The sequence below is a fragment of the Fodinicurvata fenggangensis DSM 21160 genome, from assembly GCF_000686045.1.
Taxonomy (GTDB): domain Bacteria; phylum Pseudomonadota; class Alphaproteobacteria; order Kiloniellales; family DSM-21159; genus Fodinicurvata; species Fodinicurvata fenggangensis.
Genome location: NZ_JMLV01000001.1, coordinates 438,507 through 465,368 on the forward strand (window position 1 = coordinate 438,507; position 26,862 = coordinate 465,368).

The 26,862-nt window shown below is 56.0% G+C and carries 26 protein-coding genes and 1 tRNA gene; 15 read left to right on the plus strand and 12 right to left on the minus strand.

All coding sequences use genetic code 11. From position 1 onward, the window contains the following. Window positions 1-50 precede the first annotated feature (50 nt). On the plus strand, window positions 51-2,048 hold the full coding sequence (locus tag BP38_RS0102075; RefSeq protein ID WP_081816393.1) for a PAS domain-containing sensor histidine kinase: 1,998 nt from the start codon (window positions 51-53) through the stop codon (window positions 2,046-2,048). Window positions 2,049-2,147: 99 nt separating this feature from the next. Further along, window positions 2,148-3,959, plus strand: a complete 1,812-nt coding sequence (locus tag BP38_RS0102080) for an acyl-CoA dehydrogenase (protein WP_026986372.1) — start codon at window positions 2,148-2,150, stop codon at window positions 3,957-3,959. 33 nt (window positions 3,960-3,992) lie between these two features. Here BP38_RS0102080 and BP38_RS0102085 read toward each other — a convergent pair whose 3' ends face one another. Further along, window positions 3,993-5,039: an agmatine deiminase family protein gene (locus tag BP38_RS0102085; RefSeq protein WP_026986373.1), complete on the minus strand. Its 1,047-nt coding sequence runs from the start codon at window positions 5,037-5,039 to the stop codon at window positions 3,993-3,995. Between the two features lie 90 nt (window positions 5,040-5,129). After that, window positions 5,130-5,441: a hypothetical protein gene (locus BP38_RS21590; RefSeq protein ID WP_051608861.1), complete on the minus strand. Its 312-nt coding sequence runs from the start codon at window positions 5,439-5,441 to the stop codon at window positions 5,130-5,132. Window positions 5,442-5,590: 149 nt separating this feature from the next. Here BP38_RS21590 and BP38_RS0102095 point away from each other — a divergent pair. The 11 genes from BP38_RS0102095 to BP38_RS0102145 all read left to right on the plus strand — a co-directional run bounded on the left by BP38_RS0102095 (window position 5,591) and on the right by BP38_RS0102145 (window position 15,788). Beyond that, a tRNA-Ser gene (locus BP38_RS0102095) sits at window positions 5,591-5,681 on the plus strand. A gap of 332 nt (window positions 5,682-6,013) precedes the next feature. Next, window positions 6,014-7,048 (plus strand): TAXI family TRAP transporter solute-binding subunit, encoded by a 1,035-nt coding sequence (locus tag BP38_RS0102100; protein ID WP_211250217.1) that lies wholly within the window; start codon window positions 6,014-6,016, stop codon window positions 7,046-7,048. Beyond that, window positions 7,041-7,649, plus strand: coding sequence for an NUDIX domain-containing protein (locus BP38_RS0102105; RefSeq protein WP_051608862.1), 609 nt, complete (start codon window positions 7,041-7,043; stop codon window positions 7,647-7,649). The genes BP38_RS0102100 and BP38_RS0102105 overlap by 8 nt, the downstream gene beginning before the upstream one ends. A gap of 67 nt (window positions 7,650-7,716) precedes the next feature. After that, a complete protein-coding gene (locus BP38_RS0102110; protein ID WP_026986376.1) occupies window positions 7,717-8,715 on the plus strand; it encodes a cysteine synthase A in 999 nt (332 codons plus the stop codon). Window positions 8,716-8,728: 13 nt separating this feature from the next. Continuing rightward, window positions 8,729-9,454 carry an alanyl-tRNA editing protein gene (locus tag BP38_RS0102115; protein WP_026986377.1) on the plus strand — a complete coding sequence of 242 codons (726 nt, stop codon included), beginning with the start codon at window positions 8,729-8,731 and terminating at the stop codon, window positions 9,452-9,454. Next, window positions 9,451-10,335 carry a 3-mercaptopyruvate sulfurtransferase gene (sseA, locus tag BP38_RS0102120; protein WP_026986378.1) on the plus strand — a complete coding sequence of 295 codons (885 nt, stop codon included), beginning with the start codon at window positions 9,451-9,453 and terminating at the stop codon, window positions 10,333-10,335. Before BP38_RS0102115 ends, sseA begins: the two co-directional genes overlap by 4 nt. 32 nt (window positions 10,336-10,367) lie before the next feature. Continuing rightward, on the plus strand, window positions 10,368-11,357 hold the full coding sequence (locus tag BP38_RS23060) for a GNAT family acetyltransferase (RefSeq protein ID WP_281174341.1): 990 nt from the start codon (window positions 10,368-10,370) through the stop codon (window positions 11,355-11,357). A 182-nt stretch (window positions 11,358-11,539) separates the two neighbouring features. After that, on the plus strand, window positions 11,540-12,565 hold the full coding sequence (locus BP38_RS0102130; protein ID WP_026986379.1) for an amino acid ABC transporter substrate-binding protein: 1,026 nt from the start codon (window positions 11,540-11,542) through the stop codon (window positions 12,563-12,565). A 135-nt stretch (window positions 12,566-12,700) separates the two neighbouring features. After that, the gene (locus BP38_RS0102135) at window positions 12,701-13,891 is read left to right on the plus strand and encodes an amino acid ABC transporter permease (protein ID WP_051608864.1); all 1,191 of its coding nucleotides are present in this window, start codon (window positions 12,701-12,703) and stop codon (window positions 13,889-13,891) included. Between the two features lie 3 nt (window positions 13,892-13,894). Continuing rightward, the gene (locus BP38_RS0102140) at window positions 13,895-15,001 is read left to right on the plus strand and encodes an amino acid ABC transporter permease (RefSeq protein WP_245602294.1); all 1,107 of its coding nucleotides are present in this window, start codon (window positions 13,895-13,897) and stop codon (window positions 14,999-15,001) included. Between the two features lie 13 nt (window positions 15,002-15,014). Then, entirely contained in the window at window positions 15,015-15,788 is a 774-nt protein-coding gene (locus BP38_RS0102145) for an amino acid ABC transporter ATP-binding protein (RefSeq protein ID WP_026986382.1), read from the plus strand. Here the strand turns inward: BP38_RS0102145 and BP38_RS23365 are convergent. The 7 genes from BP38_RS23365 to BP38_RS0102175 all read right to left on the minus strand — a co-directional run bounded on the left by BP38_RS23365 (window position 15,754) and on the right by BP38_RS0102175 (window position 21,739). Then, window positions 15,754-15,978 carry a DUF6898 family protein gene (locus BP38_RS23365; protein ID WP_081816395.1) on the minus strand — a complete coding sequence of 75 codons (225 nt, stop codon included), beginning with the start codon at window positions 15,976-15,978 and terminating at the stop codon, window positions 15,754-15,756. The two genes, BP38_RS0102145 and BP38_RS23365, sit on opposite strands and share 35 nt — an antisense overlap. Before the next feature lie 124 nt (window positions 15,979-16,102). Continuing rightward, window positions 16,103-17,215: a branched-chain amino acid ABC transporter substrate-binding protein gene (locus tag BP38_RS0102150; protein WP_026986383.1), complete on the minus strand. Its 1,113-nt coding sequence runs from the start codon at window positions 17,213-17,215 to the stop codon at window positions 16,103-16,105. A 159-nt stretch (window positions 17,216-17,374) separates the two neighbouring features. Beyond that, window positions 17,375-17,719 carry a DUF6867 family protein gene (locus BP38_RS0102155; RefSeq protein WP_026986384.1) on the minus strand — a complete coding sequence of 115 codons (345 nt, stop codon included), beginning with the start codon at window positions 17,717-17,719 and terminating at the stop codon, window positions 17,375-17,377. An 11-nt stretch (window positions 17,720-17,730) separates the two neighbouring features. Continuing rightward, the gene (locus tag BP38_RS0102160; RefSeq protein ID WP_026986385.1) at window positions 17,731-18,441 is read right to left on the minus strand and encodes an ABC transporter ATP-binding protein; all 711 of its coding nucleotides are present in this window, start codon (window positions 18,439-18,441) and stop codon (window positions 17,731-17,733) included. After that, the gene (locus BP38_RS0102165; RefSeq protein ID WP_026986386.1) at window positions 18,441-19,307 is read right to left on the minus strand and encodes an ABC transporter ATP-binding protein; all 867 of its coding nucleotides are present in this window, start codon (window positions 19,305-19,307) and stop codon (window positions 18,441-18,443) included. Before BP38_RS0102165 ends, BP38_RS0102160 begins: the two co-directional genes overlap by 1 nt. Next, window positions 19,304-20,815, minus strand: coding sequence for a high-affinity branched-chain amino acid ABC transporter permease LivM (livM, locus tag BP38_RS0102170; RefSeq protein WP_026986387.1), 1,512 nt, complete (start codon window positions 20,813-20,815; stop codon window positions 19,304-19,306). The genes BP38_RS0102165 and livM overlap by 4 nt, the downstream gene beginning before the upstream one ends. Window positions 20,816-20,818: 3 nt before the next feature. Next, on the minus strand, window positions 20,819-21,739 hold the full coding sequence (locus BP38_RS0102175) for an ABC transporter permease subunit (RefSeq protein WP_026986388.1): 921 nt from the start codon (window positions 21,737-21,739) through the stop codon (window positions 20,819-20,821). Between the two features lie 495 nt (window positions 21,740-22,234). Between BP38_RS0102175 and BP38_RS0102180 the strand changes: the two genes are divergently transcribed. Both BP38_RS0102180 and BP38_RS0102185 read left to right on the plus strand, forming a co-directional pair. Further along, complete coding sequence (locus BP38_RS0102180; protein WP_026986389.1) at window positions 22,235-23,458, plus strand: acyl-CoA dehydrogenase; 1,224 nt, start codon at window positions 22,235-22,237, stop codon at window positions 23,456-23,458. Window positions 23,459-23,478: 20 nt separating this feature from the next. Beyond that, complete coding sequence (locus tag BP38_RS0102185; RefSeq protein WP_051608865.1) at window positions 23,479-24,372, plus strand: ATP-binding protein; 894 nt, start codon at window positions 23,479-23,481, stop codon at window positions 24,370-24,372. A gap of 1 nt (window position 24,373) precedes the next feature. Here BP38_RS0102185 and BP38_RS18560 read toward each other — a convergent pair whose 3' ends face one another. From BP38_RS18560 to surE, 3 genes are all read right to left on the minus strand, one after another. After that, complete coding sequence (locus BP38_RS18560) at window positions 24,374-25,123, minus strand: LysM peptidoglycan-binding domain-containing M23 family metallopeptidase (RefSeq protein ID WP_051608866.1); 750 nt, start codon at window positions 25,121-25,123, stop codon at window positions 24,374-24,376. 296 nt (window positions 25,124-25,419) lie between these two features. Then, a complete protein-coding gene (locus BP38_RS0102195) occupies window positions 25,420-26,079 on the minus strand; it encodes a protein-L-isoaspartate(D-aspartate) O-methyltransferase (RefSeq protein ID WP_026986391.1) in 660 nt (219 codons plus the stop codon). After that, window positions 26,060-26,851, minus strand: coding sequence for a 5'/3'-nucleotidase SurE (gene surE, locus BP38_RS0102200; RefSeq protein WP_026986392.1), 792 nt, complete (start codon window positions 26,849-26,851; stop codon window positions 26,060-26,062). The genes BP38_RS0102195 and surE overlap by 20 nt, the downstream gene beginning before the upstream one ends. Window positions 26,852-26,862 lie beyond the last annotated feature (11 nt).

A 26,862-nucleotide genomic window follows, 5' to 3' on the forward strand; every position in this document is an offset into this window, starting at 1 on the left:
CATTTCTTCCTAGGCTTGCATTTACTGGGAAGAGATAAACGGAGCCGAATATGCTGGCTTTTCAGTCAGACGCTACGCTTAAGGAACTGATTGAAGCAATGGGGGTGCCTGTCTTCGTCGTAGAGGTCGAGGAAGAACCGTCCTTTCGATATCTTGCGTCGAACAGCTGTCATGAAGAAATGACAGGATTGAAGGACGCTATCCTTGCGGGGCGTCGACCACACGAAGTTGTGCCGCCAGAAACGGCTACTGCCGTCCAGGATCGCTATGCGGAATGCGTCTCCAAAGGTGAACGTATTCAGTATGTCCAGCATTACCAGTTGCCCAGTGGCTGGCGTTGGTGGCGTACAAGCCTGACCCCTGTAACCGATGATTCGGGCCGGGTTGTGCGGATTATCGGAACATCCAGTGACATTACGGGACAGAAGCAGGTCGAGCAGGATCTGGGTAAGAGTCGCGAACGCTTTCACCTTGCGCTCAACAGTGCAAATGATGGCTTATGGGACTGGGACGTCAAATCGGGGCAAGTCTATTATTCTCCCGTATGGTGCCGATTGCTTGGCTACGACTGCGAAAAACTACCGTCTCGTGTCGAGACATGGCTTGACCGTATCCATGAAGAGGATGCTTCCGAGGCCTTGCGCCTGCTCGCAGCTCACCTGAAGGGAGAAAGAGACAGTTTCGAGCATGACCATCGACTGAGGACCCGGAATGGAGATTATATCTGGGTCGCGGCCAAGGGACGTGCCTATCATGACCAGGATGGCGAGGCCGTTCGCGTTGTCGGCACCATCAGTGATATTTCCAAGCGCAAGGCGGCTGAAGCTGCCTTGGAGGCCAGTCAAAGAAGGTTCAGGGACCTGATTGAAGGCTCACTCCAGGGAATATGTATCCACCGTGGATATAAACCCCTTTTCGTGAATGATGCGTTCGCGCGAATCTATGGTTTCAATTCGACCGAGGAAGTTCTTGAGATGTCGGACATTCTCTGCCTGATGCCCGAGCAGGACAGGGAGATAGCCTGGCAGAGGTGGCTGTACAGCCTGGAAAACAGGAATCACGAGTTCACGACACAAGCACGCAACCTCACCACCCAGGGGGCTAATATCTGGGTTGAGGTCATGGGGCGCGCCGTCGAATGGATGGGTGAGCCCGCCCAGCAGTTAACAGTTCTCGACATCACCGATCACAAGCACTTTGAACAGGAATTGCTATACAGCCGCGATACTCTGGAATCGCAGACTGAGGAACTGAGACGTCTGGCAGAAGACCTGGAAGTTGCGCGGCAGGATGCAGAACAGCAGGGAAAGGCTGCTGAAGAAGCGAACAGGGCGAAATCCCATTTCCTGGCGGCCATGAGTCATGAACTGCGCACACCGCTAAACGCTATCCTGGGTTTTTCCGAGATAATAGCCAACGAATCCTTCGGCCAGAACAGCGTACCTGAATACACGGAATACGCCCGCGACATTCAGGAAAGTGGTCGCCATCTGTTGGAACTCATCAACGATATACTGGATCTGGCGAAGATCGAGGCAGGCCGTTTGGAAATCAATCCTGTCTTCCTGCATGTGGACGAGATTCTGGAGTCTTGCCTGCGGCTCAACCGCGTACGGGCCAACGAAAAGAGCCTCACAATGGGCATGGAGATCGTACCTGGCGGCGAGCAGATATATGCGGATGAAAGGGCTATAAAACAGATAGTTTTCAATCTGTTATCGAATGCAATAAAATTCACGCCTGAAGGTGGGGATATTGCTGTGAAGATCAGCAGCACAGCCGAGGATGAGATTGTCATTGCCATTCGCGATTCGGGTGTTGGGATCGCCGAAGAAGACATGGAACGTATATTTCGTCCATTCGAGCAAGCCGACAATACTTACAGAAGAGGCACTGGCGGAACGGGGCTTGGTCTCTCTCTTGTGCGCTCACTGACCGAACTGCATGGGGGGCGCCTTGAAATAGAAAGTGAAGTTGGGCAAGGCACCACAATGCGTGTTTATTTTCCCCTCGAGAGCGAAGAATCAAGGCTGATGGCGGCCTCCTGACCGGCCTTTGCAGATCCAGAGTGCCCGTTCGTGTGAGTCGACAGATTTAACCAGGCCATCTACCCTCTCCCGCTTGGCGCGGGACATTAGGGATGGCCTATGACTGAATTCGACCCTCCACTTCAGGACATGCGTTTCACACTGGATGCCATTGCCGGTGTAGACCGCTTGTTCAAGCTGCCAATCTACAGGGATATTTCCCAGGATCTCACCAACAGTATACTGGAAGAGGCTGGTCGGCTCGCGCGCGATGTTATGGCACCAGCAAATCGCCCAGGTGACAGACAGGGGGCCAGGCTCCTGGATGGCGAGGTTTCCACTCCCGAGGGCTATTGTAAGGCCTACCAAAGTTATGTCGAAGGTAACTGGAACAGCCTGCCCTTCGATCCGGATTATGGGGGACAAGGACTGCCCTGGGTTCTGGCGGTCGCGATCCAGGAGCTTTTCAGCTCGGCGAACATGAGTCTTGGCCTTTGTCCGCTTCTAACCCAGAGCGCGATCGAATTGATTCAGGCGCATGGCTCAGAAAGCCAGAAACATGCCTTTCTGCCGCCGCTGATTGCGGGACACTGGACTGGAACCATGACGATGACGGAACCACAAGCGGGTTCCGACGTGGGTGCCATCAGAACGCGTGCTGTGCGTGATGAGAATTCGTATCGCTTGTTCGGGCAAAAGATTTTCATCAGCTACGGTGATCATGATCTGGCTGAGAACATTCTTCATATGGTTCTGGCGCGCACTGATGATGCTCCGACTGGCAGCAAAGGTCTCAGTTTGTTCATCGTTCCAAAGTGGCTCCCCCGTGAAGATGGGACTCTTGGCGAGAAGAACGATGTGCGGTGTACCTCTCTCGAGCACAAACTGGGCATTCACGGTTCCCCAACCTGCGCCATGGCCTATGGAGACCGGGATGGTGCGGTCGCCTACCTTGTCGGAGAAGAGAACCGTGGCATGGAATACATGTTCACGATGATGAACTCGGCCCGGTTGGGCATTGGTGCACAGGGCGTGGGTGTTGCCGAACGTGCCTATCAGCAGGCGCGCCGATTTGCCTTTGAGCGTGTGCAAGGCAAGCGAGTAGGCGATCAGGGGGATGGAGCGCCGGTTGCCATCATCCATCATCCCGATGTGCGCCGCATGCTCATGACCATGAAGGCAACCACCGAAGCCGCGCGAGCCCTTGTCTACTATACCGCCACGGCCATTGACCTTTCACGAAATCTGCCGGACCGGACTGCACGTGAGGACAGCCGCATCAACACCCTTGATCTGTTGACACCCGTGGCCAAGGCCTGGGCGAGCGACGCAGCTTGCCGGGTCACATCGCTTGGAATCCAGGTTCACGGCGGAATGGGGTATATCGAGGAAACGGGTGCTGCCCAGCACTTCAGGGACGCCCGAATCACCCCGATCTATGAAGGAACGAACGGGATCCAGGCCTTTGACCTGATCCGGCGCAAGATCATGCGCCATCAAGGCCGACCAGCCTGGGCATTCCTGCACAAGGTCAGGGAAACCACCAAGGTCATGGACAAGGAACGCGGCGAAGACCTCAATGTCATTCGACGCAGCCTCGAAGAGGCCTGTGAAGCCTTTGAGCAGGCTACGGATTGGCTTGTCGATACCTGGAATGAACGACCTCTTGAAGCGGCGGCTGGAGCCACACCTTATCTAAATCTGCTTGGTACGCTTGCTGGGGGGTGGCTGTTGGCAGAAGGTGCGCGAAAGTCCGCTGCCATCAGTGCACGCAACGATGCTGAGGACAGCGAAAACAGCTATTACTTCAGCAAGCTTCGCACGGCTCGTTTCTTTGCTGACAATATACTGCCCGCCAGCGAGGCATATGCGGCAGCGGCCATACGAGGCTCAGCTGCCATAACGGATATACCTGAAGATTTTTTCTGTTGATGGCAAAAGCTTGAATAGCGTGAATTCAAACGATTACGAGCTTTCCTTTTCCTGAAAGCTCATGAATTTAGGCTGTTGCAAGGTGATGCAGTGAATGCCGCCTCCGCCTTGGAGTATATCCAGGACAGGCAGTTGTATGACATCACGCCCCTTGAAAAGGCCTGAAAGAACCTTGTGGGCGCGATCGTCAGCAGGATCCTCGAAGGCCGGCAGAACCAAGCCGCCATTCGGGGCATAGTAATTGATATAGCTGAGCGGCAAACGGTCCCCGTTTGCATTATACCGGGCACGTGGTTGCGGCACGTCAATGATCTCCAACCGGCGCCCCTTGGCATCGACTGCTGATTCCAGGACTTGCCGATTCGCTTCCAGTCGCTGATGATTCTCATCATCTTCATCATCGCATGCCAGAACAACGACCCCACCAGGCTTGATAAAGCAGCAGACGTGATCCACATGACCATCTGTATGATCACCAGCCAGTCCATGGGGCAGCCAAATCAACTTCTGGGTTCCAGTATAGCGCAATAGCAGGTCTTCTATGTCTTCCCGGGTGAGTCCTGGATTGCGATTGCTGTTGACGATACTGGGCTCGACGGCAATCAGCGTTCCCTCTCCATCCGTATGGAAGGCCCCACCTTCGGTTATCAGGTCAGCGGCGTACCGGCTAATGCGCAGATGATCGAGGATCGCATCCGGAACCTGTGCATCCAGTTCATAAGGTACGAAGCGCTCCCCCCATCCGTTGAATCCCCATTTAACGCCCGTGATATGACCCGAGGAATCCATCAGGAAACTGGGACCATTGTCGCGTATCCAGGAATCATCATGCTCCACTGGCAGGCAGGCAACGCCAGTTCCGCATTTGAGGGATATATCCGCCATATGGTCCGGATTCGCGATCATCGTCACAGGCTCGAAACGTGCGATGGCCTTCGCCACATCCGCATAGGAGTCCCGCACTTCTTCAATGCGATCTCCCCATAAATCGTCGCGAGATGGCCAAGCCATCCAACACCTTGCATGTGTTTCCCATTCCGCCGGAAGTCGAAAACCGTCAGTGCGTGGATCCCTGATCACGTATCACCTGTCAGCTAATTCAATCTTATGGGCGAAAAGTCTAGGCGGAGACCCCAGGGCTTGTCCATCTATGGGATCTTAGCGTCAGTTTCAGCGGCGCGCCCTTGCCCGCCCCATGATCCAAGACAGCAACAGGAAGACAATTCCCAGGAAAGCAAGGAGCGGCAAGGCCGGAAGCTGCAATAGTGTCAGCATTGCCGGATCCCACAGAGCCGACCATAGATAACGTTCAGTAACGGCCTGGACCAAATTGAGGCTGCCTGGATCCAGGCTGTACCAGATGGCGCCTCCCTGACGGAAAGTCACATCCCCTGCCGCTCTCCAGGCAATCATTTCCAGCCAGAGGCAGCCGGCTGCAACGATCAGGAAAAACCATCCCAGGATCATGAACAAGATCCTCATCCTTCATCCTTTCCAGTCTGTGCCAGCACGAATACCCTTGCTGTTCAAATACGGCCAATTCTTCAATGCGCGGCATTGCATAGCCAGAGGGGCTCGGCTATGTTCCCGCTCCATTCAGGGCGGTCACGGTAACAAGATCGCAAAAAATGGGTGAGGTGGCCGAGTGGCTTAAGGCGCACGCCTGGAACGCGTGTAAGGGTTAATAGCCCTTCGTGGGTTCGAATCCCACCCTCACCGCCATTTTCCTGAAGTTTCACTCTCTCCTAACTCTTCCGATATTTGCCTTGAAAGCTGGTGTTCAGATGTGAGCAATTTGCTCCGACTACCTGTTTGGCATCATATTCACGGTTAACGAGCTTCCGTCATGACGTTTCTGTTCTAGGATCAGAGGGGAGCAGGAATCGAGATAAATGTGAAGCTCATCAGTTTAGTTTTTCCTGGAACTGCAAGTCAGCCCAAAAGAATAAGTCAGTTTTGAGATAACATATGCGCTGACGGGTTGCTTGCCTTGGCCCTGCCCGATTGCTGAGGTTATCCTGTCGGGAACTGCATTCTGGGATGGAGACAAGACGGTGTTCTTCAGTCGACGTCAGTTCCTGATATCAGGTGGCCTTCTCTGCGCCCTGCCCTGGACAAACGCGGCCTCGTCACAGGAAACGCGCATCCTGCGTATTGGAACAGCTTCCACAGCCGGCATCTATTTCCCCATAGGCGGACTGATTGCCAGTGCCATCAGCAGTCCGCCCGGCAGCCGAGAATGTGAACGCGGTGGCAGTTGTGGCGTTCCGAATCTGATCGCCACAGCCCAGTCAACAGAAGGTTCGGCCTCGAACGTTGAGGCCATAGAACAAGGAAACCTGGAAACAGCCCTGGCCCAGGCTGACGTTGCTTTCTGGGCCTACCACGCGGAAGGCCCCTATGAAGGGCGCGAGCCCTTGCGCAATCTGCGCACGATCGCAAATCTCTATCCTGAGGTTATCCAGGTCGTGACGCGGGAAGAAGCGAAGATCGAAAGTCCTCACGATCTCAAGGGAAAACGTATTTCCCTGGATCAGCAAGGCTCGGGCTCCCTTGTGGATGCCCTTCTTATCCTTGAAGCTTGGGGGCTCTCACCTGATGATTTTGAGGCTTCCTACCTGGCTCCCAACGTTGCCGCCTCGCAACTTCGCAAGGGAGAATTGGATGGTTTCTTCATGGTGGCAGGTACTCCGACCCCAGCAATTAGCGATCTGGCAGAAGAGATTCCCATTCGTCTGCTCCGACTGGAAGGTGAACCGGTTGAGCGTCTGCGTAATCGTTATCCCTTCTTTTCTGTCGCGGAGGTGATGGAAGAAACCTATGAAGGCATTCCAAATACGCCAAGCCTGTCCGTGGGGGCGCAATGGCTCGTGGATGCCCGCCTGGAAGAGCAACTGGTGTTTCAGATGACCCAGGCCTTCTGGCACCCGAGACACAGGCAACTCTTCGAGGAGGGGCATCCCCAAGCACGCAGGATTTCCCTGGATACTGCACTCAACGGTCTCGGCACCCCCTTGCATCCCGGCGCCAAACGTTATTACGAGAGCATTGGCATTACCATCATCGAGCCCTATGAGATCAATGACTGAATGCGACGCCGCCGTTGAGCTGTTTTCTAGTGAATACCTCTATTCCGGCTTCCTGAAGCTGTCACGTCACAGTTTCACCTACCGAACCCAGAGTGGTCAGGAAAGCAAGCGGCTCGAGCGCGAGGTTTGTGAACGCGTGCCGGCCGTTGCGGTGCTGCCCTATCATCCGGAAAGCGACAGCATCATGATGCTGGAACAGTTTCGCCTGCCAGCCTGGCTGGCTGGCATGAGGGGCTGGCAGTACGAAGTCGTTGCCGGACTTGTCGAACCGGGTCAGAGCGAAGAAGAAACAGCTCTCAGAGAGAGTCGTGAGGAAGCAGGATTGGAGATCTCGGAGCTTTGGCAAATCAACCGCGTTCTGCCCTCGCCCGGCGGCTGTGACGAAGTGATATCGACCTATCTTGGCCGCTTGGCGGAGCCTGGCGTTGACGGCCTCTATGGCCTTGAAGAGGAAGGCGAAGACATACGCGCTTTCATGGTACCGTTTGACGAAGCCTATGCCCTGCTGCAACAGGGGCGGATCGAGAACGCGACGGCCTGGATGGCGCTGGCTTGGCTGAAGCTGAATCATGATGAGGTTCAGCACTGCTGGAACACGTGACCTTACGGCTATGCCGTGCAAACTGTTACACTTGTGATTCAACTGAAACGATAGGCTACGTAAATCCATGCAGATTCGTGAGGGCTTTATAGGGACGATTGGGCAAACGCCCCTGCTTCACCTGAAACGTGCCTCGGAGGAAACAGGCTGCACCATTCTGGGCAAGGCCGAATTCCTGAACCCCGGTGGGTCCGTAAAGGACCGGGCCGCATGGGCCATTGTAAGAGATGCGGAAAACAAAGGTCTGTTGAAACCGGGCGGTGTCATCGTCGAGGGAACCGCAGGAAATACGGGAATAGGCCTGGCGCTGGTCGGACGCGCCCGGGGTTACCGAACCGTCATCGTGATTCCGGAAACACAGAGTCAGGAAAAGAAGGACATGCTGCGTCTCTGCGGCGCCGACCTGCGTGAAGTCCCGGCCGTGCCCTACAAGGATCCACAGAATTATGTCCACGTTTCGCGCCGACTGGCAGAAGAGTTGGCGCAGGACCAAGAAGCCGGCGCAATCTGGGCAAACCAGTTCGACAACGTAGCCAATCGCCTGGGCCACTATGAAACCACGGGTCCGGAAATATGGGAGCAGACGGACGGTGGCGTGAATGGCTTTACCTGTTCGGTCGGAACCGGCGGCACACTCGCCGGTGTGGCCATGGCTCTCAAAGAAAGAAACCCACAGGTCCAGGTCGCTCTCAGCGACCCCTCCGGTTCTGCCCTGCACCATTATTATGCCCATGGGAGTCTGAAAGCCGAAGGCACATCGATAACGGAAGGCATAGGGCAAGGACGTATCACGAAGAATCTGGAGGACATGCCTCTGGATACATCCTTTACGATTCCTGACAGCGAATCCTTGCCGGTTGTCTTCGACCTGCTGGAGCATGAAGGTCTTTGCCTGGGTGGCTCCAGCGGCGTCAATGTGGCCGGGGCAATCCGTCTTGCCCGTGAAATGGGACCAGGGCACACCATTATAACCGTGCTTTGCGACTTCGGTACCCGCTATCAGAGCAAGCTCTACAATCCGTCATTCCTAAGGGAGAAATCCTTGCCCGTTCCCAATTGGCTTTGAGGAGTAGGAAACCATGGAATTGCTGTTCCGCGACGACCCTTACCTGAAGAGTTGCCGGGCTCGTGTTACGGATAGCTCGTCCGCGGGTGTGCGTTTCGACCGTACGATCTTCTATCCGGAAGGGGGCGGACAACCGGGCGACACCGGTCTGATGCGTCTGTCGTCCGGTGCCGAAGTGAACATTATTGATGCACAGAAGCACGGAGATGATGACCAGGATGTCCTGCACCTTCTCGCAGCGGACTCCCCAGTTCCGGACATCGGTGAGGAAGTTGAGTTGCAGATCGACTGGGAACGCCGTCACAGGCTGATGCGCATGCATACAAGTCTTCACCTGCTCTGTTCCCTTGTCGAGGGTGATGTCACGGGGGGACAGATTTCCGACGGCAAGGGACGCCTGGATTTCAACCTTCCCGAAGGAGCTCCTGACAAGACTTGGCTGACGGAGAACCTCAATGATCTGGTCAGGCGCGCCGTTCCTGTCTCGGTCATCTGGGCAAGCGACGAAGAACTGGACAATACCCCAGAGCTTGTCAGGACCATGTCCGTCAAACCGCCACGCGGCAGCGGGCGAGTACGCATGCTGCAGATTGAAGGGGTCGACCTGCAGCCCTGTGGAGGGACCCATGTCAGTAACACCAGCGAAATTGGCCGCCTGGAAGTCGGAAAGATCGAGAACAAGGGGCGCCAGAACCGTCGTATAAATTTGCGCTTTGCCAGCCAGGAAGCAGGTTCATGACAGATTCAGCCAGCCCGCTAGTTTCAACCGAGTGGCTTGAGAGAAACCTCAACTCACCGGATTTACGTGTTGTGGATGCCACCTACTATTTACCGGTGGAGAGCGGAGACGCCCGGGCTGAGTACGAACAGGAGCATATTCCCGGAGCCGTCTTCTTTGACATCGATGACATTAAGGACAATCAGGATTCGCTTCCGCACATGCTGCCCCCGCCGGAAGTCTTCTCTTCCAAGGTCCGCAAGCTTGGCCTTGGCGACGGAACACGCATTGTCGTTTATGATCGCAAGGGTCTGATGTCGGCACCACGGGTCTGGTGGATGTTTCGCGTCTTCGGGCATCGAGATGTGTTTGTGCTCGATGGCGGGCTGCCCAAGTGGAAAGCGGAGCAGCGCCCGCTGGACGATCATCCGGTCTTGCCAGAGGAAAGGCACTTTACCGCCCGCCTTGATACCACGCGTATCCGGGATCGTCACAAGATCCTTGGCAATATTGAGGCCGGGGAGGAACAGGTTGTTGATGCACGCAGCACGGGACGTTTCGAGGGTCGGGATCACGAACCCTGGCCAGGACGCCAATCGGGACGCATCCCCGGAAGTTACAACGTGCCCTACACGAATCTCATTGATGCCGAAAGCGGATGCCTGAAAACCCCTAGCGGCTTGCGCCGGCAATTCGAGGAGGCAGGTGTCGATCTCAAGGCACCAATTGTCACGTCTTGCGGTTCGGGCATCACCGCAGCTGCGCTTGCCATGGCACTCGACATACTCGGGCACAGGGATGTCGCCCTTTATGACGGATCCTGGGCTGAATGGGGATTGGCCGAGAAGCTTCCAATCGATAAGGGCCCGGCGTCTAAAGCATCAGCTTCCACGGAAAGATAGCCATTCCAGAAGAACTTAATAAACCAATTGAAATCGACGATCTGCGTGCTGGCCAGGAGCAGGCGTGTGTCGCGCTGTGGAACGAATGCGGTCTCTTGGTCCCGCATAACGACCCGCATGAGGATATCGCCCTTTTTCAGGCTGCTCCTTCGGCACGGATACTGGTTGCCCATCTGGACGGACAGATCGTGGGCAGCGTCTGTGTCGGCCATGACGGCCATCGTGGCTGGCTCTATTATCTGGCGGTCAAGCTGTCATATCGGCAGCAAGGGGTGGCCGGGACGCTTCTGAAAGTGGCCGAGAACTGGCTCTCCAGCCAGGATGTGCGCAAGGTGCAATTGATGATTCGCCCCGACAATCAGCCCGTTGCCACCTTCTATCAAAAGCAGGGTTACCAACTCACGCCCCGTGCAATGATGGCAAAGTGGCTCTCGGGTGAAGCGAGTTCCACACTCACTACGCATGAGAGCGCGTACCTGGATACGGAAATCACCTATCTGGAGATGACATCCCCACGCTCGTTTTCTGCCGATGAGACGCGGCTTCCCGACGACTGCCTCCTGCTCCGGGCAAACAGGCCACCACCTTCATTCTACCGATATCTCTATAACACTGTGGGTGAGCCGTGGCTTTGGTGGGAAAGACGCATTCTCAGTGACGACGAGTTGAACAGCATCCTTCATGCCTGCGGCCACGAATTGCATGTCCTCTATCGTGGGGGTGTTCCTGCAGGATTCGGGGAACTTGAACGCAGAAAGGATGGAAACGTCGAGCTTTCCTATTTCGGACTCCTGCCAGAGTTCATCGGCCAGGCGCTCGGCCGACCATTTCTCAAGTCAATCGTTCAACTTGCCTGGCAGGTCGCTCCGTCAGCAGTGCCAAAGTGCCTGAAGGTGAATACCTGCAATCTGGATCATCCGCGCGCACTCTCACTGTATCAATCGGTTGGTTTTTCACCCTCTTCACGAGAAACAAAACGCATCATCCATCCTCGATCCTTGGGACTCTTCGAAACGACATGAAGGCATCATTCAGTTCAACCACGGGCCTACCGATTCACGGTCTTTTCCGATAGTCTTTTCAATGGGTTGGTCATTAGCTTCAAGAATCTCTTCAAATTTTTCATATAGCTGTTACAACTGGATCAGGCTGTATAGCCAGAAACTTACAACTGATAAAATGAAGAACAGGATAGGGTAGATTCATGACTCTCAAATCATTCCTGGCTGCCGGCGCCTTTGTCGCCGCCTCTGCGGTTGCCATGCCAGCCATAGCTGGCGAAACGCTCGATGCCGTTCGGGATCGTGGCGAACTGCGCTGTGGCGTGAACACAGGTCTAGCCGGCTTTAGCAATCCTGACAGTGAAGGCAATTGGCAGGGCCTGGATGTGGATGTCTGCAAGGCAATAGCAGCTTCCATTCTGGGCGACGCAGACGCTGTCAGTTACACCCCTCTAACCGCACAGCAGCGTTTCACGGCGCTTCAGTCCGGTGAAGTGGACGTCCTGTCTCGCAACACGACCTGGACCTTGACCCGTGACACCTCCCTGGGCTTGCACTTTGCCCCGATCACTTTCTATGACGGTCAGGGCTTCATGGTGCGAAAGGAGCTTGGCGTCGAAAGTGTGCATGATCTGGACGGTGCCACCATCTGCGTACAACCTGGCACGACGACGGAGTTGAATCTCGCGGATTTCTTCCGTGCCAACGAGATGGACTTCGAGCCGGTGGTCATCGAGGACTTCGAGGAGGTCAACGCGGCCTATTTCGCAGGCCGTTGCGATGCTTACACGACTGACTCCTCGGGCTTGGCCTCCGTTCGTTCAACAGCTCCGGATCCCACCGCCCACATGATCCTGCCGGAAATCATCTCCAAGGAACCCTTGGGGCCGGCCGTGCGCCAGGGCGATGACGAGTTCTTCAACATCGTCAAGTGGGTCGTTTATGCCCTGATCGAGGCCGAGGAATATGGCGTAAATTCCGAGAACCTCGAAGAGATGCGCGAGACCAGCGAGAATCCTGGTATCAAGCGTTTGCTGGGTGCCGAACCCGGCATGGGCGAACACCTGGATCTCGAAGAAGACTGGGCTTACAACGCGATCGAAGCCGTGGGTAACTACGGGGAAATCTTTGAACGCAATGTCGGTCCGGATACCGATCTGGGTCTCGAGCGCGGCATCAACGGGCTCTGGACTGATGGCGGCCTGATGTACGCCATGCCGGTACGGTAAAAGAAGAAGTGCAAAGGGCCGTCGCGCTATAAGCGGGGCGGCCTTTTGCCTTTACATCCCTTCCCCTGAACAGGCGGGCGTGCCCGCCCAAAAAAATATCTTGATAGAACAGGATCGGGAACGAGGAGTTCGACCGTGACGGTACCCACCGGAGTCGAGACAAACCGGACGGGCGTAGCTGCACTCTGGCATGATCCCCAGGCGCGCTCGATCATCTACCAGGCGGTGGCGTTGGGGCTGGTAATCCTCGCCGGCTGGTATCTCTTTTCCAATACGCTGCAGAACCTGGAAGAGCGGAACATCTCCACGGGCTTTGGCTTCCTGGATCGCAGCGCCGGATTCTCGATAAGTGAATCCCTAGTCAGCTACGAGGCCTCGGACACCTATGGTCGGGCTTTCCTCGTCGGCCTGCTGAATACCCTTCAGGTGGCCCTGCTGGGAATTATCCTGGCCACGATACTGGGGACGATCGTAGGAATCCTGCGTCTCTCGACAAACTGGCTGGTTGCCAAGTTGGCCTCGGCCTACGTCGAGATCCTGCGCAATATCCCCGTTCTCCTCCAGCTTTTCGTCTGGTATGGTGTAATCACTATTACCCTGCCCTCTCCGCGCCAGGCCTTTGAACCGATGCCGGGGGTCTTCCTCAGCAACCGCGGATTCATGATCCCGGCGCCTGTCGACGACCCTGTTCATGGCTACATGGGCATTGCCCTCCTGCTCGCAATTCTACTGAGCCTCGCATTGCGTGCCTGGGCCAGACGCCGTCAGAACCGCACCGGACTCCAATTTCCCGTCTTTCCCTGCAGCCTGGCCATGATTCTCGCTCTGCCAATCATCGCCTGGATGGTGGGCGGTGCCCCGGTCGTATTCGAACTCCCGATACTGGAAGGTTTCAATTTCCAGGGCGGTATAACCTTGTCTCCCGAGTTTGGGGCCTTGCTGCTTGGTCTGACCACCTACACTTCAGCCTTCATCGCGGAAATTGTACGCGGAGGCATCCTCGGGGTCGATCATGGGCAGACGGAAGCAGCTGCTTCACTGGGACTGAGGCGTGTGCGTGTCTTGCGCTTTATCGTCCTGCCGCAAGCCTTGCGCCTTATAGTGCCGCCAACAACCAGCCAGTATCTCAATTTGACCAAGAACAGCTCTCTTGCAGTGGCGATCGGTTACCCGGACCTAGTGTCCGTCGGTAACACCACATTGAACCAAACTGGTCAGGCAATCGAAGCTGTCACGATTTTCATGACCGTCTATCTCTCTTTCAGTCTGGCAATCTCAGTCTTCATGAACTGGTACAACAGCCGTATTGCCCTGGTGGAGCGCTGACCCATGACAATGCCCAACACTCAGCACATGAGCGAAACCTCCCAGCGCCCGCCTGTTACGCGAGTCGGTGTCATTGGCTGGTTGCGCGCCAATCTATTCAATACCTGGTACAACTCGCTCCTGACGATTCTGATTCTTTGGCTGTTCTACAAGGCTATTCCTCCCTTCGTCGACTGGGCGATTCTCGATGCCGTGTGGGGAAATGTGGAGTCCACGGTCTGCCGACAGACAGATGGAGCCTGTTGGGCCTTTCTGTATGAGAAGGCCAATCTGATACTCTTCGGCCTCTATCCATTCGAAGAGCAATGGCGTCCCACAATCGCCATGATCATCTTCGTATCCCTTGTGGCTCTCAGCTGCCATCCGAAAGCCTGGCGAAAGTCACTGATCTTCGCATGGGTGATCGGAGTTCCGGCCATCGCCATTCTGATGTGGGGCGGTATTCTGGGCCTTAGCTATGTGCCCAATACTCGTTGGGGGGGGCTGCCCCTCACTCTGCTTCTTTCCGGACTTGGCCTGATGTTCGGCTTTCCGATTGGCGTCTTTCTGGCATTGGGCCGCCGCTCGAACATGCCGACGATACGAACGATCTGTATAACCTATATCGAATTGATTCGTGGGGTTCCTCTCATCACGATCCTCTTCATGGCATCGGTGATGTTTCCACTGTTCCTGCCCACGGGACTGACTATCGACAAGCTTTTGCGGGCTCAAATCGGCCTGATCATGTTCGCATCCGCCTATCTGGCCGAGGCCGTGCGTGGTGGCCTTCAGTCCCTGCCTAGCGGTCAGTATGAAGCAGCCGACAGCCTGGGGCTGAGTTACTGGAAGAAGATGCGGTTGATCATCTTGCCGCAGGCCCTGAGGATTTCAATCCCGGCACTTGTGAATAGTTTCATCAGCTTCTTTAAGGATACATCGCTGGTCATCATCATCGGCCTGTTCGACCTGATGGGTGCAACGAAGGCGGCCCTGACCGATGCGGCCTGGAGAGGTTTCTACAAGGAAGCCTACCTCTTCACGGCTATCATATACTTTGTCTTCTGCTTTTTCATGTCTAAGTATTCGCAGTACCTGGAACAGCGCTTGTATACTGGTACCCGGCGCTAGGAGAAACGAAACCATGAGCACAGCCAAGAATCAGACTCCAGCCAGCAGCAGTGATCCCATCATCGAGATCAAGGATCTCAACAAATGGTTTGGAGATTTTCAGGTGCTGCGCGACATTAACATGACTGTCGCGTCAGGTGAGAAGATCGTTGTCTGCGGACCATCCGGCTCGGGCAAGTCAACCTTGATCCGTTGCATCAATGCTCTGGAGGAGCACCAGAAAGGCAGCATTGTGGTCGACGGCATTTCCCTGACCAACAATCTGAAGAATATCGATGCCGTCCGTCGCGAAGTCGGCATGGTCTTTCAGCAGTTCAATCTCTTCCCACATCTAACAGTTTTGGAAAACCTGACTCTCGCTCCGATCTGGGTGCGCAAGGTTCCCAAGAAGGAAGCCGAGGAAACGGCCATGTATTACCTGGACAGGGTGAAAATCCCTGAACAGGCAGATAAGTATCCAGGCCAGCTTTCGGGAGGGCAGCAGCAACGCGTGGCCATCGCGCGTTCTCTCTGCATGAAGCCCAAGATCATGCTCTTCGACGAGCCGACCTCGGCTCTCGATCCGGAAATGATCAAGGAAGTGCTCGATGTCATGACCCAATTGGCCGAAGAAGGCATGACGATGCTCGTCGTCACACACGAGATGGGCTTTGCACGGACCGTGGCCAATCGGATCGTTTTCATGGATTACGGAGATATCGTCGAGCAGAACGATCCGGAGCGTTTCTTCAACAATCCGGAATCGGATCGTCTCAAACTGTTCCTGGGGCAGATCCTGCATCATTGATCGAGGGGCGCAGTCCCTTCTTCCTCAAAACATACTCCAGTTTCTTGACTGCGAGTTCCTTCAATGCAGCCTCTCCACGCGAGGGCTGCCCCACGATCGAGACTTCTATCAGAGTCTCGGGGTCGACAGCGGACACCTTCACATAAGCGCCCACGCGTATGAATTCGATCAATGCTTTACGATTCGGCATACGAGCAGGATAGATAGCTGTTCATAAAATATGTCTTAACGCTGATAATACAGCTCACCAGAGACAGGAACGGCCCGGTTTATTCAACCGAGCCGTTCACTTTCATCCAGCGGAAGTGTTGTGATTACATTTCGCTGTATTCACCGTCTTCCCAGATATACCAGACGTAGTTCGGATCGGCCGGATCGCCCTTCTCGTCGAAGGTAATCTCTCCAATCACTGTGTCAAAGGTGTTGCCCTTGATGGCTTCCGACAGGGTCATTGTATCGAAGGAACCGGTCTCCTCCGCAGCCTGGGCCCAGACCTGGACCGCAGCATAGGTGTAGAGGGTATAGCCTTCGGGCTCATAACCATCTTCACGGAAGTCCGCAACCAGTTCCTCTGCTTCCGGCAGCTTCCGCGGATCCGGTGCAAAGGTCATGATGGTGCCTTCACCGGCATCGCCGGTAATGTTCCAGTATTCCTCGGTCACGAGCGCGTCACCGGAAACGAGCTGTGGCTCATAGTTCTGCTGACGCGCCTGGCGGATCATGAGGCCGGCTTCCGTGTGATACCCACCCACGTAGATGGCCTTGATACCTTCGGATTTCAGTTTCGAGACGAGTGCAGAATAGTCACGTTCACCGGCCGTATAGGCTTCGTAAACGCCCTCTTCGACTCCCCGTTCGTTCAACTGAGCCTTTGTCTGGTCGGCCAGGCCTTTGCCGTAGGCGGTCTTGTCGTGAAGAATCGCAATTTCGCCGCTTTCATAATTCTCAGCCAGATACTTCCCGGCAACGATACCCTGGGCATCGTCGCGTCCGCATGTACGGAACACGTTGTACCAGCCTTCTTCGAAGGGCTTGTCCGTAAAGTCCGGATTGGTCGAGGCCGGAGAAATCTGAAGAATATCGGATTCCATATAAACCGAAGAGGCTGGGATCGAGGATCCGGAACAGAAATGACCGGCAACGAACCGCACCCCCTCGCCCGCGAGTTTGTTCGCAGCAGCCACCGCCTGCTTCGGGTCACAAGCGTCGTCTTCGACCAGCCCGACAACCTCTTCACCATTCACGCCACCGTTGGCATTGAGATCTTCCACCGCCTTCTCAAGGCCGCGCTGCATCTGTTCGCCAAAGGACGCATACTGGCCTGTCAATGGGCCGACAGTCGCGATTTGCACTTCGGCCTGAGCTGCCGCAAGGGTGGCGCCGGAAAAAGCGACCGCCGCGGCAACGGCTATAGAGAACTTATTCATTCCTTGTACTCCCTGTTAGATACCGGAAAGTCTTTTCCAAAGCTGCACCATCTTCCGGCGGCGGGGCTGATCCCCATGATGCAGCTGTCACTTGAGCCCAGAATGGGGCTGCTTAGGGCACCGATGTTGTGTGGTGTGGATCTCTCCCACCTCTTAAATTCAGCCCTCTTTCTCTCTCCAACTCAGTATGCCGGCTCTCTCATAGATCCAGGGATACTGATTGATCATCTTCCGAACCTGGGTCACGCGATAAGCGAACAGCATGATGCCGATCAGGATCAGGGAATTCACAAGATATCCGACTGGGTGCAGCAGAACCCCTTCGAAAAGCGCATAGGTCAAGAAGCGGTCCGCAAACCCCAGCAAGAAACCATACGGCAGAGACTGCCACGACGGCAGCCAGTTATTCGCAAGCGCTTGCCCGGACAGATAGGACAACCCTCCAAAGAGGATCAGCGTCAATCCGACGAAGACGGCAGGCTCTGTTCCGAGAAATTCGTACATTCGAGTTCTCCTCAATGCCCGCCTTCGAGATAAGCTGAACGCACCTCTGGATTGACCAGAAGCTCCTGTCCGGTGCCACTCATGGTGATGTTGCCATTAACCATCACATACCCACGATGCGCCAGTTTGAGCGCATGAAAGGCATTCTGCTCGACCAGGAAGACGGTTACCTTGTCATCCTGGTTGATCTGCTTGATGACCTCGAAAATCTGCTTCACCACCATGGGGGCCAGCCCCAGGGAAGGCTCATCCAGCAGCAGCATGCGCGGTTCGCTCATCAGGGCGCGCCCGACGGCCAGCATCTGCTGTTCTCCACCGGACAAAGTGCCGCCACGCTGGTTCCGGCGCTCCTTTAGCCGCGGGAAGAGTTCGAAGACGCGACTTATATTGCGTTCAAAGCGATCCTCGGTGTTGCGAATGGCACCCATCTGGAGATTCTCGTACACGGTCATGCGCGAGAAAATGCGGCGTCCCTCCGGGGATTGCGCAATACCCAGCTGCACAATTTCATGGGTCGGCATCTTCGTGATGTCCCTGCCTTCGAAGAGAACCTTTCCCCAACGCGCACGCGGTGATCCGCAGATGGTCATCAGCAGTGTCGATTTGCCCGCACCGTTCGAGCCAATCAGCGTGCTGATCTCGCCTGTCTCAACCTCCAGACTGACTCCTTTCAGGGCTTCGATTGCGCCGTAGAAGGTGTGAACGCCTGAAATGTTCAGCATCAATTCTCCTCCTTCGCGGCTGCCTCAACATCCTGCTTGATGACATCGGGCAATTCCTCGGTGTCCTCCTCACCCAGGTAGGCCTTGATGACTTCGGGATCGTTGCGCACGGCTTCCGGCTCGCCATCTGCAATCTTTCGGCCGTAATCCAGTACAACGACATGATCCGATATGCGCATGACCACGCTCATGTCGTGCTCGATCAACAGGATCCCGATACCAATCTCCTCTCGGATATCGAGCAGCAGGTCATTCAAGGCCGCGGATTCCCGTGGGTTCAGTCCGGCGGCAGGTTCATCCAGGCAAAGAAGCGCCGGTTCCGTACACATCGCACGCGCGATTTCCAGCCGGCGCTGATCTCCATACGGAAGGTTGCCAGCCTCAAAATCCGCCCTGGCTGTCAGGTTGATCCGGTCCAACCAGAAGCGGGCCAGATCGACTGCAGATTGCTCCACATGCTTGTAGGCCGGTAGACCCAGCAGGCCTGCAAGCGTGAAGGCTGACGCCCTTTGCAGTTTGTTGTGCTGTGCAACCAACAGGTTTTCCAGAACCGTCATTCGGGAGAAAAGCCGGATGTTCTGGAAGGTCCGCGCGACCCGGGCATGCTTGGTAATATCATGGCCAGGCATGCGCTCCAGTAGATAGTCCTCGTTGTCGCGTGTCAGCTTGAGACAGCCAACCGTAGGCTTATAGAAACCCGTCAGGCAGTTGAACAGCGTTGTTTTCCCCGCCCCGTTTGGGCCGATGATGGCTGTGATTTCGCGATTGTTGGCAGCAAAGGAGACATCATCGATGGCTACAAGACCGCCGAAGCGCATGGTGAGATGCTGAACCTCGAGCAGAGGCGTTTTCTGCAGTGCACTCATCGTGTCGCCTCCGCCGCTTTCTGCTCCGCTTCAATCCTGTCCGCACCGGGGCCTTTCCTGCCGTGAAGCAGGATGGAGGGGTCACGATGCGCCAGAAGTCCACGTGGGCGCCACAGCATGATCAGGACCATGCCGGCACCAAATGCCAGCATGCGGTACTGCTCAAGTTCGCGGAAAACCTCGGGCAATCCGATGAGGAGAATCGTGGCTATGACCACACCCAACTGGCTGCCCATTCCCCCCAGGACCACGATTGCCAGGATGATGGCGGATTCCAGGAAAGTGAAGCTTTCGGGACTGATAAAGCCCTGGCGTGTGGCAAAGAACGATCCTGCAAAGCCGCCGAAGGCCGCGGATATCGTGAAGGCGGCAAGCTTGATGTTGGTTCGATTGATGCCCAGTGACTGACTGGCGATATCGTCCTCGCGCAAGGCCTCCCAGGCCCGGCCCAGGGGCAGCTTTCTCAGCCGCAGGGATACCATGTTGACAAGCAATGCAAGCGCCAGAATGAGGAAATAAAGGAAGATCAGACGGTGCATGGGATCAAAGTCGATGCCAAAAAGCTCGGCGAAGGTGATCCCGTCCCGAGAGGCGGGCAGGAATTCTGCAATGCCAAAGAAACTTGGGCGCGGAATGCCGCCAATACCATCGGGACCACCCGTGAACTGGTACCAGTTCAGCAGGATGATTCGAACGATCTCGCCAAACCCCAGAGTGACGATGGCGAAGTAATCTCCGCGCAGACGCAGAACCGGGAAACCCAGCAGGTATCCTCCGAGCGCGGCCAGGACACCTGCCAGGGGCAGGCAAACCCAGAAGCTGAGATCGAAGGACACGGCCAGCAACGCATAGGAATAGGCGCCTATGGCATAGAAAGCCACGTATCCCAGATCCAGCAAACCAGCCAGGCCGACAATGATGTTCAGGCCCCAACCCAGCATGATGTACATCAGAAGCAGCGTCGCAATATCGATGTACTGCCTGTCCATGAAGGGCAGAAACGGCAGGATGATGGCGAAAACCACCAGAATGGGACCGATGAAGCGTGAAAGCTCCTGGAAACGAGCAGCTGCCCTGTCCATGGCGCGATCTCGCTCGCGCATGTCGATTCCGGGGCGATGCCGGATCAGGGTAACGACCGCCATGAGGGCAATGAGCAACCCGCCCACCATGCACATGGTTTCCAGAAACAGGCTCGGAAACGGCAGGACAAAAGACAGGCCAAAGGCGGCAAGGCTGGCAATCAGCACGAACGAAGCGCGCCGATAACGCAACATGATGTAGCCGAAGCGCCCGAGCGTCAGCATCACGATCGCATAGACCACATCCGTGAAGCGCGGAATTATGATCAGCTCGCCGCCACGGTCGGCTGTCTGCATACCGACCAGGACAAAGGTCAGGCCAAAGGCCACCAAGGCCGTGAAGAACAGCTCACGGCCGATTGCCTGCCAATCGAGGGCTGGTCGGCCATTTTCTTCCGAAGAGGAAACTTGAGTTTCTACAGCCATGGATCAGACCTTCTCGATTTCGGGTTTTCCAAGGAAACCGCTGGGCCTGAATATCAGCACCAGAATGAGGATCGAGAAGGCGGCAACATCCTTGTACTCGACAGAGAAATAGGCTGACCAAAGCGCCTCGATCAGGCCGATGGCAAGTCCGCCAAGCATGGCCCCGGCGATCGATCCGATACCGCCAAGCACGGCTGCGGTGAAGGCCTTCAGTCCGGCAAGAAACCCTATGTAGAAATCGATGACGCCGTAGTAGAGCGTAACCATCACGCCGGCAACCGCCGCCAGGGCCGCCCCCATGACAAACGCCAGTGAGATGGTGCGATCGACATTCACACCCACAAGGGCTGCCATCAGCTTGTCCTGTTCGCAGGCACGCTGCATACGGCCTAAAGCCGTTTTCGTGATGAGCAAGGTGAACGCGGCCATCAGGACCACGGTCAGCAGGATAATAATGATCTGCATATAGCTCATGCCAACGGTGAACCCACCTACTCCACCGTCCATGAGTTGCAGGCCTCCACTTATCATCGGCTGCATGGGCTTCACGCGCGCGCCTTGAAGCAGCTGCACGTAGTTTTGCAGGAAGATGGACATGCCCAATGCGGAAATAAGAGGAGCCAGGCGTTGGGACCCACGCAGCGGCCGGTAGGCAATCCGCTCCACCGTCCAGCCATAGACGGAGGTAAACACAATTGCCATCACCAGGACCAACAGCAGGGCCAGGGGAATCCACGTGATCCCCAGGATGGCCATGACGATGAAGCCGATGATCCCGACAAAGGCACCGATCATGTAGATATCGCCATGGGCGAAATTGATCATGCCGATGATGCCATAGACCATCGTATAGCCGATTGCGATCAAGCCGTAGATCGACCCGAGCGTCAGCCCGTTGATCAACTGCTGTACGAAATATTCCATGTTATATCTGCCCCCTGCCCTCACCATTCTTATGAGGTGAGTCTTTTTTTATGAGGTCTTGCTTACCCTGAAGTAGGAAAAGCCGATTTTTCAGCCTGATGCAAGAAAAAAAACTGCGAAAAAAGTGGATAACAGGATGATTAGCGGAGAATACCAAAACTGGTAGTTATAAGACCTTTATTTCGATTTTTGCATAGATTGCACCTCGGTCTCTCAGATGCCGCGTCCTGATGGTAGCGGGATTCGCAAAAGTAGCATATATAAAATATTTGATAATAAATATTCCAGATTTGCCCTTAAGCATATGAGTTCAAATGGATTTTATATACTCAATTCAACAAACGGACTTTTTGCTCTGATTATTCGAAACAGCACTCAACAAGCGCATTAACCGGATGGGGTTGAACATATCTGCCGATCAGAGGTGGGGCTTTCGATCCCCATTCTTCCGGGATATGTTACGGCCCGAACCTGCAGTATCAGCTGGAGTAGACGATGAGCACAGCACAGGATGCCCCCTCGGGCACCAAACCTTCCAACGACAAGGTCCGTTTCGTTTGGGAGGATCCATTCCTTTTGAATGAGCAGCTCACTGAAGATGAGCGCATGGTACACGATGCGGCACGGCAATACTGCCGCGACAACCTCATGCCGCGCGTACTCGAGGCAAATCGCAACGAGAACTTCGACCGCGAGATCATGAAGGAAATGGGTGAATTGGGCTTCCTTGGGGCCACCTTGCCCGAGGAATACGGCTGTGCCGGTGTCAATTATGTCTGCTATGGCTTGATCGCCCGTGAGGTTGAGCGTGTGGACAGCGGTTTTCGTTCCGCCATGTCCGTACAGTCATCCCTGGTCATGCACCCCATCAACGCCTACGGAAGCGAAGAGCAGAAGAAGAAGTTCTTGCCCAAACTTGCCACTGGTGAATGGGTCGGCTGCTTCGGTCTGACCGAGCCGGATGCCGGCTCGGATCCTGCTTCGATGCGTACCGTGGCGCGGAAGGTCGATGGCGGCTATCAGCTGAAAGGCAGTAAGACCTGGATTACGAACTCACCTATTGCCGATGTCTTTGTCGTCTGGGCCAAGAGCGATCCTGACGACAAGATCAGGGGGTTCATCCTGGAAAAGGGAATGAAGGGTCTGTCCGCCCCCAAGATTGAGGGAAAATTCAGCCTCAGGGCCTCGATCACGGGCGAAATCGTCATGGAGGATGTCTTCGTTCCCGAAGAAAACCTCCTGCCGAATGTAAGCGGGCTCAAGGGGCCCTTCGGATGCCTCAACCGGGCGCGCTATGGCATTGCCTGGGGCGCCATGGGCGCTGCCGAATTCTGCTGGCATGCCGCGCGTGACTACACCCTGGAACGCAAGATGTTCAACAAACCTCTTGCCGCCACTCAGTTGATCCAGAAGAAGCTGGCAGACATGCAGACGGAAATAGCTCTGGGCTTGCAGTCGGCCCTGCGTGTTGGTCGCCTGATCGATGAGGGCAAGCTGATGCCCGAAGCCATTTCGCTCATCAAGCGGAACTCCTGCGGCAAGGCCCTGGACATTGCGCGCATGTCGCGCGACATGCACGGCGGTAATGGTGTTTCAGACGAGTATCACGTCATACGCCACGTCATGAATCTCGAGGCCGTGAACACCTACGAAGGCACGCATGATATTCACGCCCTGATACTCGGCCGTGCACAGACCGGCCTTCAGGCCTTTGGATGAAGCCGGGGCAGCACGCAGGTATGAACGTCTCGTCACCCGAAACCGAGCAAGGCGCCGCATTGACAGAGCAACTGCAACGGATTGCGGACGCCCTTGAGCGATTGGCTCCTGCAAGGGACAGTGTCCTGGATGTCGACTCTGCCGATGCTTTCGTCTGGATGCCGGACAGCAGAACCCTCCAAGCGGTCGAAAAGGTCAATCGCGTCGAGTTGGATCTTCTGGAAGGTATAGAACAACAGAAGGCCAGCCTGCTCGACAATACACGGCGTTTCGCCAAGGGGCTGCCCGCCAACAATGCGCTGCTCTGGGGTGCACGGGGCACCGGGAAATCTTCCCTGACCAAGGCGGTCCATGAAAAGATCAACCGGGAAGCCGACGGCGAAGGCTTCGACAAGCTGGCCCTTGTCGAAATTCACCGAGAGGATATTCCCAGCCTGCCCGGCTTGCTTGCCCTGCTGCGAAACCAGGACAGGCGGTTCCTCCTGTTCTGTGACGACCTGTCGTTCGAACAGGAAGACACAAGCTACAAGTCGCTGAAGGCTGTCCTTGAAGGCGGCATCGAGGGGCGACCCGAGAATGTGCTGTTCTACGCAACCTCGAATCGGCGTCACATCCTTTCCAGGGACATGATCGAGAACGAGCGCTCGACTTCCATCATGCCCTCCGAGGCCGTTGAAGAGAAAGTCAGCCTGTCGGACCGCTTTGGCTTGTGGCTGGGCTTCCACAACTGTGATCAGGAAACCTACCTGGCTATGGTGCGTGGTTATGCCCGACACTTTGGTCTGGAGGTTGAGGATGAGGATCTCAAGCAGCAAGCCGTGGAGTGGTCCGTGACGCGTGGTGCGAGATCCGGACGTGTCGCCTGGCAGTTCACACAGGAACTTGCGGGCCGCCTTGGTCAACGCTTGAGCTGAATCACTCCTCCAGCAATTCAAGCGGGTCCATGGCACGGGTCCCCTTGCGGATTTCGAAGTGAAGCTGTGGCCGTGAGACACTGCCCGAGTTGCCGGCCTCGGCAATGGGTTGGCCGCGCTCCACTTCCGCACCGCGCCCGACCAGAAGGCGGCTGTTATGCCCATAGGCCGTTACCCAACCGTCTTGATGGCGCACCAGCAGCAGATTGCCGAATCCACGAAGTTCATTGCCCGCATAGGCGACAACGCCATTCTCGCTGGCGCGGACGACCGTGCCCTCCGATACAGCAATATTGATGCCATCGTTGTGCTGCCCATCGCCCTGCGCTCCGTACCGCGAGAGAATTTCACCCTGCAGCGGCCATGAGAAGCCCTGCCCGGTCAAGGCAGGCGGATCCGAAATCGGGCCGGTCTCGGCCGCCACTGGAATGTCGCTGCTCTCGGGCTGACTCATGTCGGGGGCCTTGGTCTCGGTCCGCTCCTCCTCGCTTTCCCCTGGTTCCGTTCCAGCTCCCGTTGCAGCGGCCGGCTCTACGGAGGCCATATCCGAAGCCGGTTCCTGTACTTGCGTGTCCTCTTGCTGCAACGGCGCCTGCTGCTGGCTTTCTGTCTGCCGTGATCGCTCGGGCAGGCGCAATCTTTCCCCCGGCGACAGCTCGTAGGGGGGCTCCAGCTCGTTCAGATCCACCAGTTCCGTCAATCGTGTTTGCGTGTCATTCGATATACTGAACAGCGTATCGCCTTCCTGCACCTCATAGGAATTGCCGTCGAGGGTCCCTGGTTCAGGTTCTGGTTCAGGCGCCGGCTGTGAAGACGGAGTCAGTTCACTGACCTCTATGCCGGATGTTGTACGCTCTGATTGAGCGGACGTGGAGGCCTGCGTCGTTGCGGGCAGGCTCCCCGGTTTTGGAGGTTGCACGGGAGGTGGGAAAGGCGGTGTCCCCAACTGTGTTACGGGAGGCTCAGTCAGGGAGCAGGCTCCAAGTAAACTTGCGAGAAGGCTCCAGGTGACAACAGCCAAACAGCTATGCCTGATCGATAATCCTTTCATCCGGTTCGACGCTGCCCCTTGCCAGAGTTCTCATCAGATACCAGGGGAACAAAGCGCACAATTCCCAGCTCCTTGCGCTCAATCCCTTCGCCAACCCGCTTCAGGCGCACCAGTTCCTGCGTTCTTCCCTGCCCGCCAACGGGAAGGATCATGGTCCCGTCCTCACCCAGTTGCTCCAGCAGGGGTTCCGGCGGAAATTCCGCGGCGCAGGTCACGATGATCCTGTCGAATTTTCGAGTTTCTGGCCACCCGCGACTGCCGTCTCCCAGGCGAGTCATGACATTGTGAAGTCTTAACTCGGAAATCCGGGCTGTGGCCTCTTCCAGCAGGCTGCGATGACGCTCGATGGTGTAAACGCGCCGCGACAGGTGCGCGAGCACGCAGGCCTGATAGCCCGATCCTGTTCCGATTTCGAGAACCGTATGCCGTTTCGTCAACTCAAGGGCCTGGGTCATGAGCGCGACGACTTCAGGTTGGCTCAAGGTCTGCCCCTGGCCAATGGGAAGGGCAATGTTCTCGTAAGCCTGGTCCCGAAAACTGGGGGGAACAAAGTTCTCACGCGGCACCCGTTCAATGGCCGACAACACAGCGGTGTCGTTGATGCCGGCCTTGCGGAGCTGCATGAGCAGCCGGATCTTACGTGCGGCCAGACTCACCAAAAACCTCCGTGAGCTCCGTCAGGGATTGCTCGTGTGTCAGATTCTGATGGAGGGGCGTGATGGATATGGCGCCTTCTCGAATGCTTGCCAGATCCGTACCCTCTTCCTCTGAGTGATCAGGCCCGAAATCACCAATCCATAAATAGGGACGTCCAGCCGGATCCTGTCCTTCAACCAGCCCGACCATCACATCCCGTCGTCCCTGGCGACCAATGCGAATCCCGTTCACATCAGCTGCAGCCAAGGCCGGAAAATTCACGTTGAAAAGCAGGTCCGGACTCCAGGAATGCCGATCGAGCTGCCTGATGATGTCCGGTGCAAAGTGCTCTGCCATCTCGAAGTTGGCTGGATTGTCATCCTTCCTGAGCTGACTGAAGGCAATCGCCTTGATGCCCAGAAGCGCCCCCTCCATGGCGGCAGCAACCGTGCCGGAATAACCGACGTCCTCGGCAAGATTGCCACCATGATTGATGCCGGAAAGAACCAGGTCCGGCTTCCTGTCCTTCAGGACGGAATTGACGGCAACCAGCACGCAGTCCGTCGGAGTGCCGTCCACGGCAAACCGGCGTTCCCCAAAACGGCGAACCCGCAGCGGGCGTCGTGTCGTCAGGGAGTGACTTGCCGCAGATTGTTCCGTTTCCGGCGCCACGGCCCAGACATCATCGCTGAGGCTGTGTGCAATCCTTTCCAGGGCATGCAATCCAGGGGCATGGATGCCGTCATCATTGGTGACAAGTATGCGTGCGGATCGCAAGGAATCAGCGGTCATGGTTTTCCCCA